Below are 15,643 nucleotides of genomic sequence, written 5' to 3' on the forward strand. Positions count from 1 at the left end.
AGAGATAATCAAAAAATATTACCCACAACAAATTGACGCTCAGCCCTTATATCACGGGGGCTGCGCCACCCTATCCCTCACGCCATTTTGCCGAGAGTTTGCCATTGAGGGTTGTCACAGAATCTGAGTATGTTAGGGTGTAAAAAGATCATAATCACCATCGGGTATCGTATCGCAATAAACAAATAACAGGAACTTCTCTATTGCATGGCAATTAAATTAGAAATTAAAAATCTTTATAAGATATTTGGCGAGCACCCAAACCGGGCTTTCAAATATATTGAGAAAGGACTCAACAAAGCGCAAATACTGGAAAAAACGGGGCTGTCGCTTGGCGTCAAAGACGCCAGTCTGGCCATTGAAGAAGGCGAGATATTCGTCATCATGGGGCTCTCCGGCTCGGGGAAATCCACCATGGTTCGCCTTCTCAATCGCCTGATTGAACCCACCCGCGGCCAGGTGCTGATTGACGGAGTCGATATCGCCAAAATGTCGGACGCCGAGCTGCGCGAGGTGCGTCGCAAGAAAATTGCGATGGTTTTTCAGTCCTTTGCGCTGATGCCACACATGAGCGTGCTCGACAACACGGCGTTTGGCATGGCGCTGGCCGGCGTCCCGACCGCCGAACGAGAACAAAAAGCGCGGGAGGCGCTGCGGCAGGTGGGGCTGGAGAATTATGCCCACGCCTGGCCGGATGAACTCTCCGGCGGGATGCGTCAGCGCGTCGGTTTAGCTCGCGCGCTGGCGATTAATCCCGATATTCTGTTAATGGATGAAGCCTTCTCCGCGCTCGACCCGCTCATTCGCACCGAAATGCAGGATGAGCTCATCAAATTACAGGCTAAGCATCAACGCACTATCGTCTTTATTTCCCATGACCTTGATGAAGCCATGCGAATTGGCGATCGCATTGCCATTATGCAAAATGGCGAAGTGGTCCAGGTCGGTACGCCGGATGAAATACTGAATAATCCGGCCAATGATTATGTGCGCACCTTCTTCCGCGGCGTGGATATTAGCCAGGTCTTCAGCGCCAAAGATATTGCCCGCCGCAGCCCGGTTGGATTGATTCGTAAAACCCCAGGTTTTGGCCCCCGCTCCGCGCTGAAATTATTACAGGATGAAGACCGGGAATATGGCTATGTCATCGAACGCGGAAATCGCTTTGTCGGGATTGTCTCGATCGATTCTCTGAAAACCGCGCTCAGCGTCGGCCAGGGGATCGAGGCGGCGCTGATTGACGCCCCGCTGGCGGTGGAGGCGCAAACGCCGCTCAGCGATCTGCTCTCCCACGTCGGCCACGCCCCGTGCGCCGTCCCGGTGGTGGATGAAGAACAACAATACATTGGCATCATTTCCAAACGAATGCTGCTCCAGGCTTTAGATCGCGAGGGGGTGAATCATGGCTGATCAAACTAATCCGTGGGACAGCGCCCCGGCAACCGACAGCGCTGCGCAGGCCGCCGACGCCTGGGGTGGCGCCTCTACTGCCGCGCCGGCCAACGGCGGCGGCGCCGACTGGCTGCACAGCGCGCCCGCGCCGCAGCCGGAATCGTTCAACATCATGGACCCGTTCCATAAAACGCTGATCCCGCTCGACAGCTGGGTCACCCACGCTATCGACTGGATCGTGCTGCACTTCCGTCCGCTATTCCAGGGGATCCGCGTGCCGATCGACTACATCCTCAGCGCCTTCCAGCAGCTGTTGTTGGGGATGCCAGCGCCGGTGGCGATTATCGTCTTCGCGCTGATCGCCTGGCAGATCTCCAGCCTCGGCATGGGGGTCGCCACCCTGGTTTCGCTGATTGCCATCGGTGCTATCGGCGCCTGGTCGCAGGCGATGGTCACCCTGGCGCTGGTCCTCACCGCCCTGCTGTTCTGCATGGTTATCGGCCTGCCGCTGGGTATTTGGCTGGCGCGCAGCCCGCGGGCGGCGAAAATTATCCGCCCGCTGCTGGATGCCATGCAGACCACGCCGGCCTTCGTCTACCTGGTGCCGATCGTGATGCTGTTCGGCATCGGCAACGTGCCGGGCGTGGTGGTGACGATTATCTTCGCCTTGCCGCCGATCGTCCGTCTGACCATCCTCGGGATAAACCAGGTGCCCGCGGATCTGATCGAAGCGTCGCGCTCGTTTGGCGCCAGCCCGCGCCAGTTGTTGTTTAAGGTTCAGCTGCCGCTGGCGATGCCCACCATTATGGCTGGGGTAAACCAGACGCTGATGCTGGCCCTGTCGATGGTGGTGATCGCCTCGATGATTGCCGTCGGCGGTCTTGGCCAGATGGTGCTGCGCGGCATTGGCCGCCTGGATATGGGTCTCGCCACCGTCGGCGGAGTGGGGATCGTGATCCTCGCGATTATTCTTGACCGCCTCACCCAGGCCGTCGGTCGCGACGCCCGCAGTCGCGGCAACCGCCGCTGGTACACCACCGGCCCACTGGGGCTTATCACTCGCCCTTTCTGTCGATAAGTCGATAACAGCGCCGCTCCCCGGCACCAGCCGAGGCCGGGGGGTCGCTCTTCCCGTTAAACAATAAGAGGAACCACCATGCGACATCGTACGATGATGGCCACCGCCGCCTTTGCCACCCTGATCGCCACCAGCACCTTCGCCGCCGACCTGCCGGGCAAAGGGATTACCGTGAAGCCTGCCCAGAGCACTATTTCGGAAGAGACCTTCCAGACCCTGCTGGTCAGTCGCGCGCTGGAGAAGCTTGGCTACACCGTCGAGAAACCGAGCGAAGTGGACTATAACGTTGCCTATACCTCGATTGCCGCCGGGGATACCACCTTTATCGCCACCAACTGGCAGCCGCTGCACGATGACATGTACGCCGCGGCGGGCGGTGATAACAAATTCTATCGTAAAGGGGTGTATGTCTCAGGCGCCGCCCAGGGCTATCTGATCGACAAAAAAACCGCCGAGCAGTACCACATCACCTCCATCGATCAGCTTAAAGATCCGCAGATCGCCAAACTGTTTGATACCAATAACGACGGTAAAGCGGATCTCACCGGCTGTACGCCAGGCTGGGGCTGCGAAGCGGTGATTAACCACCAGATTGACGCCTATGGCCTGAGCAAAACCGTCACCCATAACCAGGGCAACTACGCGGCGATGATGGCTGACACCATCGCCCGCTATAAAGAGGGTAAACCGGTGCTCTACTACACCTGGACGCCGTACTGGGTCAGCGACGTGCTGAAACCTGGCAAAGACGTCGTCTGGCTGCAGGTGCCGTTCTCCTCCCTGCCGGGCGAGCAGAAAAACATCGACACCAAACTGGCCAACGGCGCCAACTATGGCTTCCCGGTGAACACGATGCACATCGTCGCCAACAAAACCTGGGCCGAGAAAAATCCGGCCGCCGCCACCCTGTTTAGCGTCATGAAGCTGCCGATCGCCGACATCAACGCCGAGAATGCGATGATGCACGAAGGCCATGCTTCCGAAGCCGACATTAACGGTCATGTCGATGGCTGGATCAAAGCCCACCAGCCGCTGTTCGACAGCTGGGTGAAAGCGGCGCTCGCCGCGCAGCAGTAACCCTGCCTCCCGGATAAGGCGCTCCGTCTTATCCGGGCTCCCTTTCCCTCGTTGCTCGCAGCACAGAGTATGGAAAAGCGGATTCCAGGAATTTCCATAGTGTTAAGGCGCGTCGCGCTCTGTTAAGGTGGACCCATCGGTCAATTTGTCACCTTCACATGGATCCAGCGATAAGTTATTCATATGGAAAACCCCGCGCCCTTAACCTGTGCCTTACCTGAACGTGTCGCCACCGTCGGCGAAGGCATCAAAGACAGTCTCCCCATCGTTATCAGCTACCTGCCGGTGGCTTTCGCCTTCGGACTGAACGCCACCCGGCTGGGATTCACCCCGCTGGAAAGCCTGTTTTTCTCCTGCATTATTTACGCCGGCGCCAGCCAGTTTGTGATCACCGCCATGCTGGCCGCCGGCAGTTCGCTGTGGGTCGCCGCCCTGACGGTGATGGCGATGGATGTCCGCCACGTGCTGTATGGTCCCTCATTGCGCAGCCGCATTCGCTCAGCGCTGGATAAAAAGAAAACCGCCCTCTGGGCCTTCGGCCTGACCGATGAGGTTTTCGCCGCGGCCACCGCCAGGCTGGTTCGCGATAACCGCCGCTGGAGCGAAAACTGGATGCTCGGTCTCGCTTTTACTTCCTGGGCATCGTGGGTGTGCGGCACGCTGGCCGGCGCCTGGTCCGGTAACGGCCTGCTGGTGGATTATCCCGCGGTGGAGGCCGCGCTCGGCTTTATGCTGCCGGCGCTGTTTATGAGCTTCCTGCTGGCCTCATTCCAGCGCCAGCAGTCACTCTGCGTCACGGCAGCCCTGGCGGGCGCGCTGGGTGGCATTTTGTTATTTTCCATTCCGGCGGCCATCCTCGCCGGGATTGTCTGCGGGTGTCTGACGGCGCTGGTCCAGGCCATGCTTAAGGGGATGCCGGATGAACAGTGAAGTCCTTCTGCTCGGGGTGATAGTCGGCAGCGTGAATTATCTGTTTCGCTATCTTCCCCTGCGCCTGCGCGCCGGCCATGCCCGGCCTGCCCGCCGTGGCCCGGTCAGCGTGCTGCTGGATACCATCGGCATCGCCTCGATTTGCGCGCTGCTGGTGGTCTCCAGCGTGCCGGAGATCCTCGCCGATGCCCATCGCCTGGCGCCGACGCTGATCGGCTTCCTGGTGCTGGGGGCCGCCTTCTGGAAAACCCGCAGCATTATTGTCCCGACGCTGCTGTCGGCGTTGGCCTACGGTCTGGCATGGAAAATCACCAGCGGACTCTAAGCTTTACGTATCAATTTTAGTCAATAATTCATTTGATTTATTTGTCACAATAGTTATTATATCGGCTGTAATTAATGAGGTCATACCCAAATGGATAGTTCGTTTACTCCCATTGAGCAAATGCTCAAATTCCGCGCCAGCCGCCATGAAGATTTCCCGTTCCAGGAGATCCTGTTAACTCGTCTTTGCATGCATATGCAAGGTAAGCTGCTGGAAAATCGCAATAAAATGCTCAAAGCGCAGGGAATTAACGAGACATTATTTATGGCGCTGATTACGCTGGAGTCACAGGAAAACCACAGCATCCAGCCGTCCGAGCTGAGTTGCGCGCTGGGCTCGTCGCGTACCAACGCCACCCGTATCGCTGATGAACTGGAAAAACGCGGCTGGATTGAACGTCGCGAGAGCGATAACGATCGCCGCTGTCTGCATCTGCAACTGACCGAAAAGGGTCATCAGTTTTTGCGTGAAGTCCTGCCACCGCAGCATAACTGCCTGCATCAGCTGTGGTCTTCACTCAGCACCAGCGAAAAAGATCAGCTCGAACATATCACCCGCAAACTCCTGAGCCGCCTTGACCAGATGGAAGAAGAAGGCGTGCTGGCGGACTCTCTACGCTAAGGGCGGCGTCGCTCAGCCCATTTTTACGTTGCAAGGAAAACAGCCAGGCCAGCAGATCTCTGCTGGCCTTTCTGATAAACAGGTCGGCTCAGCCGATGTGAAATAATAAGATCGTGGAGAATAACATGAGCGCAAATGCGGAGAGCCAAACCCCGCAGCAACCAGGCAGCAAAAAAGGAAAGCGCAAAGGCGCACTCCTGTTGCTGACATTGCTCTTTATTATTATTGCCGTGGCATATGGGATTTACTGGTTTCTGGTACTGCGTCACTACGAAGAGACCGACGATGCCTACGTGGCAGGGAACCAGGTACAAATTATGGCCCAGGTCTCAGGCAGCGTGACCAAAGTCTGGGCTGACAACACGGACTACGTGCAGAAAGGCGATCCGCTGGTGACGCTCGATCAGACCGATGCCCAGCAGGCGTTTGAGAAAGCCAAAACGCAGCTGGCCGCCAGCGTGCGTCAGACCCGTCAGCAGATGATCAACAGCAAGCAGCTGCAGGCGAACATCGACGTCAAAAAGACCGCCCTCGCCCAGGCGCAGGCTGACCTGAACCGCCGCATTCCGCTGGGCGCCGCGAACCTGATCGGTCGCGAAGAGCTGCAGCACGCCCGCGACACCGTCGCCAGCGCGCAGGCCGAACTCGACGTGGCAATCCAGCAATACAACGCCAACCAGGCGATCGTGCTGGGCACCAAACTGGAACAGCAGCCGGCGGTGCTACAGGCGGCCACCGAAGTACGTAACGCCTGGCTGGCCCTGCAGCGTACGCAAATCGTCAGCCCGATTAGCGGCTACGTTTCCCGTCGCTCGGTACAGCCTGGGGCGCAGATCGGCACCACCACGCCGCTGATGGCGGTGGTCCCGGCGACCAACCTGTGGATCGACGCCAACTTTAAAGAGACCCAGCTGGCGCACATGCGCATTGGCCAGCCGGCCACCGTGATCAGCGACATCTATGGCGATGACGTGAAATACACTGGCAAAGTGGTCGGCCTCGATATGGGCACCGGCAGCGCCTTCTCCCTGCTGCCGGCGCAGAACGCCACCGGTAACTGGATCAAAGTGGTACAGCGCCTGCCGGTCCGTATCGAGCTGGACGAAAAACAGCTGGCGGAACACCCGCTGCGCATCGGCCTCTCCACGCTGGTGGAAGTCAACACCACCGATCGCGATGGCGAAATGCTGGCCAGCCAGGTGCGAAGCTCCCCGGTTTACGAGAGCAATGCCCGCGAAATCGCGCTTGAGCCGGTTAATAAACTGATCGACGAGATCATTCAGGCCAACGCCGGATAATTCGGGGTGAGCGTAATGCAACAGCAAAAACCGCTCGAAGGCGCGCAACTGGTCATTATGACCATTGCGCTGTCGCTGGCGACGTTCATGCAGGTGCTGGACTCCACGATCGCCAACGTGGCGATCCCAACCATTGCCGGTAACCTTGGCTCGTCGCTGAGCCAGGGGACGTGGGTCATCACCTCGTTCGGGGTGGCCAACGCCATCTCCATCCCCATTACCGGCTGGCTGGCGAAGCGCGTCGGCGAGGTGAAGCTTTTCGTCTGGTCGACGGTGGCATTCGCTATCGCCTCCTGGGCCTGTGGGGTGTCGAACAGCCTGACGATGCTGATTTTCTTCCGCGTCATTCAGGGGATCGTCGCCGGTCCGCTGATCCCGCTGTCGCAGAGCCTGTTGCTCAGCAACTACCCACCGGCGAAGCGTTCTATTGCGCTGGCCCTGTGGTCAATGACCGTGATCGTCGCGCCGATCTGTGGCCCGATTCTCGGCGGCTATATCAGCGATAACTACCACTGGGGCTGGATCTTCTTCATCAACGTGCCGATTGGTATCGCAGTGGTGATCATGACGCTGCAAACCCTGCGCGGGCGCGAAACCCGTACCGAACAGCGACGTATCGACGGCGTCGGGCTGGCGTTGCTGATTATCGGTATCGGTAGCCTGCAGGTGATGCTCGACCGCGGTAAAGAGCTCGACTGGTTCGCTTCCAACGAGATTATCATCCTGACCATCGTGGCGGTGGTGGCGATAAGCTTCCTGATTGTCTGGGAGCTGACTGACGATAACCCGATAGTCGACCTGTCGCTGTTTAAGTCTCGCAACTTCACCATCGGCTGTTTGTGTATCAGCCTGGCCTATATGCTCTACTTCGGCGCTATCGTACTGCTGCCGCAGCTGTTGCAGGAGGTCTACGGCTACACCGCTACCTGGGCCGGTTTGGCGTCGGCGCCGGTGGGGGTGATCCCGGTCATTCTGTCGCCGATTATTGGCCGCTTTGCCCATAAGCTCGATATGCGTCGGCTGGTCACCTTCAGCTTTATTATGTATGCCGTCTGCTTCTACTGGCGTGCGTGGACCTTTGAACCGGGTATGGACTTTGGTGCATCGGCGTGGCCGCAGTTTATCCAGGGCTTCGCGGTGGCTTGTTTCTTCATGCCATTGACCACCATCACCCTCTCCGGCCTGCCGCCGGAGCGGCTGGCGGCGGCGTCGAGCTTGTCAAACTTTACCCGAACTCTGGCCGGCTCCATCGGGACCTCGATCACCACCACCATGTGGACCAACCGTGAGGCGCTGCACCATGCGCAGCTCACCGAGTCGGTGACGCCGTTCAACCCCAACGCCCAGCAGATGTACGATCAGCTGCAGGGCATGGGAATGACCCAGCAGCAGGCTTCCGGCTGGATAGCGCAGCAGATAACCAACCAGGGGTTGATTATCTCCGCCAACGAAATCTTCTGGGTTTCGGCGGGGATCTTTATTCTTCTGCTCAGCCTGGTGTGGTTCGCCAGGCCGCCATTCAGTGCCGGCGGCGGCGGCGGGGGCGGGGGCGCACACTAAGCATCAGACTAAGGGACCTGCGGGTCCCTTTTTTATGGCGTCAGATTGTCCAATTCTCGCTAGTTTCTGTCTCGTTTGCGAAAGCTCGCCACCCGGTGCTCGGGCAGGATAAAGGCTGACCATTAAGGAGAACACTATGCTGAGCCATCCTGCTGAAAAGTACCGTCCCTATCCGCCGATTGCCCTGCCCGACCGCCGCTGGCCCGACCGGCAAATCAGCCACGCCCCGCGCTGGCTGTCGACCGACCTGCGCGACGGCAACCAGGCGCTGGCGGAGCCCATGGACAGCGCCCGCAAACTGCAGTTCTGGGATCTGCTGCTGGAGTGCGGTTTTAAAGAGATTGAGGTCGCCTTCCCTTCCGCTTCGCAAACCGATTTCAACTTCGTCCGCCAGCTGATCGACGAGCATCGCATCCCGGAAGATGTCACCATCCAGGTGCTGACCCAGGCGCGGGATCCGCTGATCCTGCGCACCTTTGAGGCACTGCGCGGCGCCCGCCAGGCCACCGTCCACCTCTACAATGCCACCGCGCCGCTGTTTCGCGAGCTGGTCTTCGGGATGGATAAAGCCGAAGTGATCGCCCTGGCGACCCGCGCCACCCGACTTATCCGCCAGCAGTGCGAACAACAGCCGGAGACCCGCTGGCAATACGAATACTCACCAGAGACCTTCTGCTTTACCGAACCCGAGTTTGCCCTTGAGATTTGCGAGGCGGTGGCGGACGTCTGGCAGCCCTGCGCCGAACGGCCGATGATCGTCAATCTGCCGGCGACGGTGGAAGTGAACACCCCCAACGTCTATGCCGATCAGATCGAGTATTTTTGCCGCCACTTCTCCCGCCGCGGCGAGGTCTGCATCAGCGTGCACCCGCACAACGACCGCGGGACCGGTGTCGCCAGCGCCGAGCTGGCGGTGATGGCCGGCGCCGATCGGGTGGAAGGCTGCCTGTTTGGCAATGGCGAACGCACCGGCAACGTCTGCCTGGTGACGCTGGCCATGAATCTCTACAGCCAGGGCATCGACCCTGAGCTTCGCTTCGAGCAGATGAACCGGGTGGTGGAGGTGGTGGAAAACTGCAACCAGATCCCCGTTCACCCACGCCACCCGTGGGCGGGAAGTCTGGCTTATACCGCCTTCTCCGGCTCCCATCAGGATGCCATCAAAAAAGGGTTTGATGCCCGTCAGCCAGGCGATCCGTGGCAGATGCCCTACCTGCCCATTGATCCACAGGATATTGGCTGTAGCTATGAGGCGGTGATCCGCGTCAACAGCCAGTCGGGAAAAAGCGGCAGCGCCTGGCTTATCGAACAAAACCATGGTCTCAAGCTGCCCCGCGGGCTGCAGCAGGACTTCAGTCAGCATGTACAGCAGGCGACCGATAGCGACGGCAAAGAGATGACCCACCACGCGCTGTGGCAGCTGTTCCGCACGCGCTACGGCCTGCTGGCGCAGCCTGCGCTGACGCTGCTTGATTATCAGAGCGCCAGCCAACAGGATGGCCAGCTTTCGCTGCAGGCGACGCTGCGACACCACGGCGAAACCCGACGCCTGCAGGGCCAGGGCAACGGCCTGCTGTCGGCCGCCGCCAGCGGCCTCAGCGCGCTGCTCAGACAACCGTTTATGATCAAGGACTACCATGAGCATACCCTTGGCGCGCGCAGCGACAGTCGGTCGGTCGCCTATATCCGCTGCGTTTTTCCACAAGGTGAAAGCTACTGGGGAGTGGGTATTGATAATGACGTGGCGCGCGCTTCGCTGCAGGCATTGTGCAATGCGATCAGCGTCGCCGATCAGGTCGAAGGGCGAAAATAGTCGCTGGGGGCGACGCCCATCACCCGACGAAACATGGCGCTGAAGGCGCTGTGGCTGCCGTAGCCCAGCTCCAGCGCCACCCGCAGCACGGAGTGACCCTGCGCCAGGCGAATCAGCGCTTCCATTAGCTTCGCCCGGCGCACCCACTCGCTCCACGTCAGGCTAGTCTGCTGCTGAAAATGGCGGTTAAGGGTTCGCTCACTCATGCTGCACACCTTTGCCGCCTGGCCGCTGCTCCAGGCTTCGCCCGGCGCCTCGCGTACCTGCTGGCACAGCCGACGCAGCGTGTCACTTTGCGGTTCCGGCAGGCCAAACGGCAGGATCGCCATCCCGCGGATCTCATCGAGGATCAGCTCATAAATCCGTTCGTCACGGCTGGCGGGGGCATAGCACTCGGCCAGTCCCAGGGATGAGACGATCAGTTCCCGCAGCAGCGGCGTGATCTGTACGATCTGGCAACCCGCCGGGAGATCGGCGCGCGCCAGCGGATCGATAAACAGGGTGCGCGCCGCCACGTTGCCGGTCATACGCAGCGCGTGCGGCGTTCCCGCCGGCAGCCAGACGCCGCGCCCGGGAGGCACCACCCAGTAACCTGCCGGTGTCGCGACCCGCACCACGCCGCTTAAAATATGCAGCAGCTGGGCGCAGTCATGCTGATGCCAGTCTTCCTGGTCACCGTGGGCATAATCATGGGCAAAAGGCACCAGCGGGCGGTGCTGAAAGGAGAAAGTCGTGGTGGTCGTCATGGCGGCGTCAGGAGAGCGGCCCGGCGACAGGCGTCGGGCCGTGGCGGAAGCACTAGATGTGCAGTTCCTGCAGTTTTTCTTTCGGCAGCGCCAGTTCGTCGTTGCTGTTGATGCGTACATCGCGCTCAATGATATGACGAGCGATGTCCTGGGCCTCTTCCAGCGAGTGCATGGTATAGGTTCCGCACTGGTAGACGTTGAGCTCCGGGATCTGGTTCTGATCTTTCACCTTCAGCACATCGGCCATCGCCGCTTTCCAGGCGTCAGCGACGCGCTGCTCGTCCGGTGTACCAATCAGGCTCATATAGAACCCGGTGCGGCAGCCCATTGGCGAAATGTCGATAATTTCCACGCCATTCCCGTTCAGGTGATCGCGCATAAAGCCCGCGAACAGGTGCTCCAGGGTGTGGATACCGCGTTCCGGCATCACTTCCTGGTTCGGCACGCAGAAGCGCAGATCGAAAACGGTGATTTCATCGCCATGCGGCGTGTTCATTTTCTTCGCGACACGCACCGCTGGGGCTTCCATTCGGGTATGGTCGACTGTGAAACTATCTAACAACGGCATTCGTCACCTCCGGGAGTGATTTTTTTTAAAATAAAATGAACTCTTTGTTCAGCCGCGAGTCTCAGTATATGAAAGACGCGCATTTATTATCATCATCATCCCTGAATCAGAGATGAAAGTTTGGCCACATTGATGTGGCCTTTTTCTTTTGTATCGTCAGCGGCTACGCGTGTCGTGCCAGCAGCGCTTCGAACGGCTCACTGTCTTCCGCTTCCACTTTCTTCTGCCGCGCCACCGATGCCTCGCGCTCGGCGATGAAATCGGCTTCGCTCAGGATCTCCAGCGGCTCTTCCCGCAGCTGCGTCCGATAGCGATCCGCCAATTCACGGCCAGTGCCGCCAATCCCTTCTTCAATCATAGAACGCAGAATGCGGGCTGAGAAGGTTAATTCCGGATCGTCAAAGCAGGCCAGCAGCTCGTCGCAGACCTGCTGATATGCCTGGCCACCGTGGATACTGTCAAGGGTCTGCGCCACGCGGCGTAAATCGCGGAACAGATCTTTGCCCACCTGAGCCAGCGGGAACTGCGCGCTTTCGCAGCCAATCCCCAGCGTTAAGCCCGGCTTACGCCCTTCCAGAATCACCCGATTCCAGTTGGTGCGAGTGCACAGCAGCTCATCGCTGCTCATCTCCGGCGCGTCGGCCAGCGCGCACCAGACCATAAACAGATCGAGGAAACGCACCTGCTGGGCGTCAACGCCGATCGGCGAGAACGGGTTGATATCCAGCGAACGCACTTCAATGTACTCAATGCCGCCGCGCAGCAGCGCATCGGACGGGGTTTCGCCCCGACGGGTCACGCGTTTCGGACGGATCGGCGCATAGAGTTCGTTTTCAATCTGCAGGATATTGCTGTTGATCTGCAGATACTTGCCGTCTTTCTGCAGCCCGATTTTAGCGTACTCTTCCGACGGCGTTTTAATCGCCCGCTTCAATCCTGCCACATACTCATGCAGATCGTTAAACGTAATTCCGAGATTGCTTTGCGACTTATTGGTATAACCGAGGTCGCTGAGGCGCAGCGAGGTGGCGTACGGCAGGTAGTACATACCATTACCCGCTTCCTCAAAAGGCAGCGTCGTCGGTTTCCCTTGCAGGAACGAGGAGCAAATCGCCGGCGAGGCGCCGAACAGATAAGGGATCACCCAGCCAAAACGATAGTAGTTACGAATCGAGCGGAAATAGCCCGCCGAGATAGCTTCTTTACCGCTTTCGACGTCTTCCACGCCACACTTCGCCTGCCAGAACGCCATCGGCAGCGAGAAGTTATAGTGCACGCCGGAGATAGTCTGCATCAACGCGCCATAGCGGTTCTTCAGCCCCTCGCGATACAGCGTTTTCAGACGCCCCACGTTTGAGGTGCCGTACTGCGCCAGCTCAATATCCTGACCGGGAGCGATATAGCATGGCATACTCAGCGGCCACATCCGCTCGTCGCCCAGCTGACGCGCGGTATAGCGATGGACATCGCGCATAAAGGTCAGCATATGCTCAATATCGCCATCCACCGGCGTAATGAACTCGAGTAAAGCTTCGGCAAAATCGGTGGTAATCCATTTATGCGTCAGCGCTGAGCCTAACGCCAGAGGGTGACCGGTCGTTGCAAGGGTGCCGTCTGCGTTCACGCGCAGCGTTTCCCGCTCCAGACCACGTTGAATACCCTGCAGAGCCTGCGGATGTTTTTCCAGCCAGGCCAGCGCCTGTGATACGTCCGGGATCAATTTGACCTCCCGCCTGTCGAAATCGTTTGAATAAGCATAATTGTAATGGATGAACTATCAGTCCAATTAGTGCCACCACGTCATACCCTGAAGCGTCGCTGCTGCAATAACGATATAGCGCAGCGCCTTACCAAGGCATAAGAAAAAGAGTACCGGTCCCCAGGAAATGCGCATCCATCCCGCCAGCAAACACAGTAAATCGCCGACAACCGGCGCCCAGCTCAGTAAGAGCGTGACCGCGCCGTAGCGCTTAAGCCAGCCAGCCGCCCGCTCCTGCCAGCGCGAGGTTTTGCGCAGGGGAAACAAGCGCCCCAGAATAACGTTAGTTACCCCTCCAAGGCTATTGCCGATTGTTGCTATTAATACTAACCACCATGGATGACTGACCCCTGCAAGTAGCATAGCCACCAGCACAACCTCCGAATTACCGGGAAGCAGCGTGGCGCTTAAAAAGCTACTGGCAAACAGCGAGGTGAGTGACAGCGCGTCGCTCACAGCAAACGCACGTCAACAGCGTCCATGCCTGCACGCTTCGCCGCTTGCAGACCAAAGTCGGCATCTTCGAAGACCACGCATTTTTCCGGCGCGACGCCCATGCGCTCGGCGCACAGCAGGAAGGTATCGGGCGCGGGTTTATGGTTGACCACATGATCGGCCGCCACCACCGCGGTGAAGTAATGACGCAGGCCCAGGTGCGCCAGCAGTGCCTCGGCGACGGCGCTTTCGCTGCCGGTACCCACCGACATCGGGCGACGGCCATGCCATGCCTTGACCACCTCAATCAGCGGCAATGGGCGTACGCTGTCCAGCAGCATCGCCTTAACCGCCTGGGTTTTTTCCTGCGCCAGGCGATGTGGATCGAGATCCGCCTGGTTGAGTTCAATAATCGCCTGGGCAATCCGCCAGGTTGGTGAGCCATTGAGCGCGACCATCGCCTGTTCGTCGAAACGCATACCGTAGCGGCCCAACACCTCGTTCCATGCCTGACGATGCGTCGGCTCGGTATCGAGAATGGTACCATCCATATCAAAGATCAGTCCTGCGTAACCTTCGTACATTGTCTTCTCACCAACCGGTTAATGAATAGTTACTCTATCGCAAAAGCCGGTCGTTGTCGCGGCCAGCGGCTTAAACGACAAAGGCGCCCTCAGGCGCCTTCAGGCATAAAACCAGATAGCCGGTCTTATTTAATACGCAGATCGTTCTCGACCATACGCACGCCCTGCACCCGACGGGTGACTTCCACCGCACGTTTAGCGCTTTCCGCAGAGGAGACAAACCCGCTCAACTGCACGCGGCCTTTAAAGGTCTGGACGCTGATTTCTGAGGACTTGATATCTTTATCGTTAAAGAGCGCCGTTTTCACCTTAGTGGTCACCACGGTATCGTCAATGTAACCGCCGGTGCTTTCTTTGGTGGACGAACCGGCACAGCCAGTAAGGGCCGTCGCCACCAGCAGCGTCGCGCAAAAAGCAGGTATTGCTTTGAACCATTTCATGGATTTCTCTCCTTGCATTTAACTCAGCCTGATAACGCTGATATACAAGGATAAATTATAGTGGAAAGCGCGGCTTGCCAATAAAAAAAGTCAGGATGAAACCGGTGATGGAAAACGAGGTTATAGGGATGGAGAGAGAAGAGTGAGGATGGTGTATTCGAAAGGGTGCTGACGATAATTTCGCAGACCATGCAACAACATCGTCGCTGCTACTAAGGAGAATATGGTGCATCCGGGAGGATTCGAACCTCCGACCGCTCGGTTCGTAGCCGAGTACTCTATCCAGCTGAGCTACGGATGCATCGGGAAAGCTATTTTACTGCGGAGTTACTCTCCTGGCACTTGCGATAGTTTCGCAAACCAGATAACAACAATGTTGCTGTTACTAAGGAGAATATGGTGCATCCGGGAGGATTACTCGGCTGCGCCTCGCCCTACGGGCCGTTGCTTACGCAACGTTATCCTCCCTGGTGCTGGCGATAATTTCGCAAACCATACAACAACATCGTCGCTGTTGCTAAGGAGAATATGGTGCATCCGGGAGGATTCGAACCTCCGACCGCTCGGTTCGTAGCCGAGTACTCTATCCAGCTGAGCTACGGATGCATCGGGATTACTGCTGTAATTCTGATATCAAATTTCGCGATTTGCCATTCTTATCAAAGAATGGTGCATCCGGGAGGATTCGAACCTCCGACCGCTCGGTTCGTAGCCGAGTACTCTATCCAGCTGAGCTACGGATGCATCGGGAAACTTGCTTTACTACGCGTCAGTGTCACAACTAACACATGCCACACTGAGTATGATGGCCTAATCGGTAGAGTGACTCGATTATGCCTCGCACTGCGGGCCGCTGCTTTCACAGCGTTATCCTCCCTGGTGCTGGCGATAATTTCGCAGCCCCTGCAACAACGATATCGCTGTTACTAAGGAGAATATGGTGCATCCGGGAGGATTCGAACCTCCGACCGCTCGGTTCGTAGCCGAGTACTCTATCCAGCTGAGCTACGGATGCAA

General features: G+C 58.3%; 15 protein-coding genes and 4 tRNA genes. 9 read left to right on the forward strand and 10 right to left on the reverse strand.

Going from position 1 to position 15,643, the window contains the following annotated elements:
* Positions 1–207: 207 nt before the first annotated feature.
* From proV to leuA, 9 genes are all read left to right on the forward strand, one after another.
* A complete protein-coding gene (gene proV / locus N438_RS10220) occupies positions 208–1,410 on the forward strand; it encodes a glycine betaine/L-proline ABC transporter ATP-binding protein ProV (protein ID WP_008806139.1) in 1,203 nt (400 codons plus the stop codon).
* Entirely contained in the window at positions 1,403–2,470 is a 1,068-nt protein-coding gene (proW, locus tag N438_RS10225; protein ID WP_008806140.1) for a glycine betaine/L-proline ABC transporter permease ProW, read from the forward strand. Before proV ends, proW begins: the two co-directional genes overlap by 8 nt.
* Positions 2,471–2,548: 78 nt before the next feature.
* Positions 2,549–3,547: a glycine betaine/L-proline ABC transporter substrate-binding protein ProX gene (gene proX, locus N438_RS10230; protein WP_044613575.1), complete on the forward strand. Its 999-nt coding sequence runs from the start codon at positions 2,549–2,551 to the stop codon at positions 3,545–3,547.
* Positions 3,548–3,730: 183 nt separating this feature from the next.
* Positions 3,731–4,477: an AzlC family ABC transporter permease gene (locus N438_RS10235; RefSeq protein ID WP_008806142.1), complete on the forward strand. Its 747-nt coding sequence runs from the start codon at positions 3,731–3,733 to the stop codon at positions 4,475–4,477.
* Positions 4,467–4,802 (forward strand): L-valine transporter subunit YgaH, encoded by a 336-nt coding sequence (gene ygaH / locus N438_RS10240; RefSeq protein ID WP_008806143.1) that lies wholly within the window; start codon positions 4,467–4,469, stop codon positions 4,800–4,802. The genes N438_RS10235 and ygaH overlap by 11 nt, the downstream gene beginning before the upstream one ends.
* Positions 4,803–4,892: 90 nt before the next feature.
* Positions 4,893–5,423: a transcriptional repressor MprA gene (mprA, locus tag N438_RS10245; RefSeq protein ID WP_002914337.1), complete on the forward strand. Its 531-nt coding sequence runs from the start codon at positions 4,893–4,895 to the stop codon at positions 5,421–5,423.
* 125 nt (positions 5,424–5,548) lie between these two features.
* Positions 5,549–6,721, forward strand: a complete 1,173-nt coding sequence (gene emrA, locus N438_RS10250) for a multidrug efflux MFS transporter periplasmic adaptor subunit EmrA (RefSeq protein WP_008806144.1) — start codon at positions 5,549–5,551, stop codon at positions 6,719–6,721.
* A gap of 15 nt (positions 6,722–6,736) precedes the next feature.
* Positions 6,737–8,281, forward strand: a complete 1,545-nt coding sequence (gene emrB, locus N438_RS10255; protein ID WP_116696272.1) for a multidrug efflux MFS transporter permease subunit EmrB — start codon at positions 6,737–6,739, stop codon at positions 8,279–8,281.
* A gap of 136 nt (positions 8,282–8,417) precedes the next feature.
* Positions 8,418–10,094, forward strand: coding sequence for a 2-isopropylmalate synthase (gene leuA / locus N438_RS10260; RefSeq protein ID WP_116696273.1), 1,677 nt, complete (start codon positions 8,418–8,420; stop codon positions 10,092–10,094).
* On the opposite strand, the gene N438_RS10265 is transcribed toward leuA, so the two are convergent.
* The 10 genes from N438_RS10265 to N438_RS10315 form a co-directional block, all read right to left on the reverse strand.
* On the reverse strand, positions 10,073–10,840 hold the full coding sequence (locus N438_RS10265) for a helix-turn-helix transcriptional regulator (protein WP_008806147.1): 768 nt from the start codon (positions 10,838–10,840) through the stop codon (positions 10,073–10,075). The genes leuA and N438_RS10265 overlap by 22 nt on opposite strands.
* A gap of 52 nt (positions 10,841–10,892) precedes the next feature.
* Positions 10,893–11,408 carry an S-ribosylhomocysteine lyase gene (gene luxS, locus N438_RS10270; protein ID WP_002914351.1) on the reverse strand — a complete coding sequence of 172 codons (516 nt, stop codon included), beginning with the start codon at positions 11,406–11,408 and terminating at the stop codon, positions 10,893–10,895.
* Positions 11,409–11,571: 163 nt separating this feature from the next.
* Complete coding sequence (gshA, locus tag N438_RS10275; RefSeq protein ID WP_038421683.1) at positions 11,572–13,128, reverse strand: glutamate--cysteine ligase; 1,557 nt, start codon at positions 13,126–13,128, stop codon at positions 11,572–11,574.
* Between the two features lie 66 nt (positions 13,129–13,194).
* The gene (locus N438_RS10280) at positions 13,195–13,623 is read right to left on the reverse strand and encodes a YqaA family protein (RefSeq protein WP_008806149.1); all 429 of its coding nucleotides are present in this window, start codon (positions 13,621–13,623) and stop codon (positions 13,195–13,197) included.
* Positions 13,620–14,186 (reverse strand): fructose-1-phosphate/6-phosphogluconate phosphatase, encoded by a 567-nt coding sequence (gene yqaB / locus N438_RS10285; protein ID WP_100632158.1) that lies wholly within the window; start codon positions 14,184–14,186, stop codon positions 13,620–13,622. The genes N438_RS10280 and yqaB overlap by 4 nt, the downstream gene beginning before the upstream one ends.
* Positions 14,187–14,311: 125 nt before the next feature.
* Positions 14,312–14,626, reverse strand: coding sequence for a BON domain-containing protein (locus tag N438_RS10290; RefSeq protein ID WP_008806150.1), 315 nt, complete (start codon positions 14,624–14,626; stop codon positions 14,312–14,314).
* 224 nt (positions 14,627–14,850) lie between these two features.
* Positions 14,851–14,927, reverse strand: a tRNA-Arg gene (locus N438_RS10295).
* 228 nt (positions 14,928–15,155) lie between these two features.
* A tRNA-Arg gene (locus N438_RS10305) sits at positions 15,156–15,232 on the reverse strand.
* 61 nt (positions 15,233–15,293) lie between these two features.
* Positions 15,294–15,370 (reverse strand) — tRNA-Arg (locus tag N438_RS10310).
* Between the two features lie 194 nt (positions 15,371–15,564).
* Positions 15,565–15,641: transfer RNA gene (locus N438_RS10315), tRNA-Arg, on the reverse strand.
* Positions 15,642–15,643: the final 2 nt, after the last annotated feature.

Origin of the sequence: Klebsiella sp. GL120222-02, assembly GCF_003097195.1 — a bacterium.
GTDB lineage: Bacteria > Pseudomonadota > Gammaproteobacteria > Enterobacterales > Enterobacteriaceae > Klebsiella > Klebsiella variicola.

What these genes read in the sequence shown, in the direction of transcription:
- proV (WP_008806139.1), top strand. Translation starts at nt 208, where the DNA reads ATGGCAATTAAATTAGAAATTAAAAATCTTTATAAGATATTTGGCGAG.
- proW (WP_008806140.1), top strand. Translation starts at nt 1,403, where the DNA reads ATGGCTGATCAAACTAATCCGTGGGACAGCGCCCCGGCAACCGACAGC.
- proX (WP_044613575.1), top strand. Translation starts at nt 2,549, where the DNA reads ATGCGACATCGTACGATGATGGCCACCGCCGCCTTTGCCACCCTGATC.
- N438_RS10235 (WP_008806142.1), top strand. Translation starts at nt 3,731, where the DNA reads ATGGAAAACCCCGCGCCCTTAACCTGTGCCTTACCTGAACGTGTCGCC.
- ygaH (WP_008806143.1), top strand. Translation starts at nt 4,467, where the DNA reads ATGAACAGTGAAGTCCTTCTGCTCGGGGTGATAGTCGGCAGCGTGAAT.
- mprA (WP_002914337.1), top strand. Translation starts at nt 4,893, where the DNA reads ATGGATAGTTCGTTTACTCCCATTGAGCAAATGCTCAAATTCCGCGCC.
- emrA (WP_008806144.1), top strand. Translation starts at nt 5,549, where the DNA reads ATGAGCGCAAATGCGGAGAGCCAAACCCCGCAGCAACCAGGCAGCAAA.
- emrB (WP_116696272.1), top strand. Translation starts at nt 6,737, where the DNA reads ATGCAACAGCAAAAACCGCTCGAAGGCGCGCAACTGGTCATTATGACC.
- leuA (WP_116696273.1), top strand. Translation starts at nt 8,418, where the DNA reads ATGCTGAGCCATCCTGCTGAAAAGTACCGTCCCTATCCGCCGATTGCC.
- N438_RS10265 (WP_008806147.1), bottom strand. Translation starts at nt 10,840, where the DNA reads ATGACGACCACCACGACTTTCTCCTTTCAGCACCGCCCGCTGGTGCCT.
- luxS (WP_002914351.1), bottom strand. Translation starts at nt 11,408, where the DNA reads ATGCCGTTGTTAGATAGTTTCACAGTCGACCATACCCGAATGGAAGCC.
- yqaB (WP_100632158.1), bottom strand. Translation starts at nt 14,186, where the DNA reads ATGTACGAAGGTTACGCAGGACTGATCTTTGATATGGATGGTACCATT.
- N438_RS10290 (WP_008806150.1), bottom strand. Translation starts at nt 14,626, where the DNA reads ATGAAATGGTTCAAAGCAATACCTGCTTTTTGCGCGACGCTGCTGGTG.